Source organism: Pseudomonas sp. 2995-3, from assembly GCF_002742565.1.
Classification (GTDB): Bacteria; Pseudomonadota; Gammaproteobacteria; order Pseudomonadales; family Pseudomonadaceae; genus Aquipseudomonas; species Aquipseudomonas edaphica.
Window position 1 is genome coordinate 1 of sequence record NZ_LJSB01000254.1, and the last position, 306, is coordinate 306.

Here is a 306-nt window from a genome sequence, read left to right on the forward strand (position 1 = left end):
ATATTTAGTAATGGGGACTCGGAACCAGTTGCTGTTGATGATTTGGAGCAAGATGATCAAAATCAGGCAGACATGGCCGAAAATGAAGAAACAGAGTCTAATGATATTGGCGTTGAAGATAATGACAATTCTTCGGAGTCTTTAAATGATACTCAGAATAACGAAGCGGGTACTGAAGTCGAATCAGATTCTGAAGTTGATGAAGAGAATGTAGACTTAGAAAATGGAGATACAATAGTTTTCGATGAGAATGGCGACCAGTTGGAACTGAACAAGAGGAGCCGTTTGAATTAAATAGTGAAAATC

1 protein-coding gene is annotated in these 306 nt (G+C 38.2%); it reads left to right on the top strand.

The window, feature by feature from the left end; genetic code table 11:
- A partial coding sequence (locus AOA62_RS31860) for a hypothetical protein (protein ID WP_218244174.1) occupies positions 1–294 on the top strand: 294 nt, incomplete at its 5' end.
- Positions 295–306 lie beyond the last annotated feature (12 nt).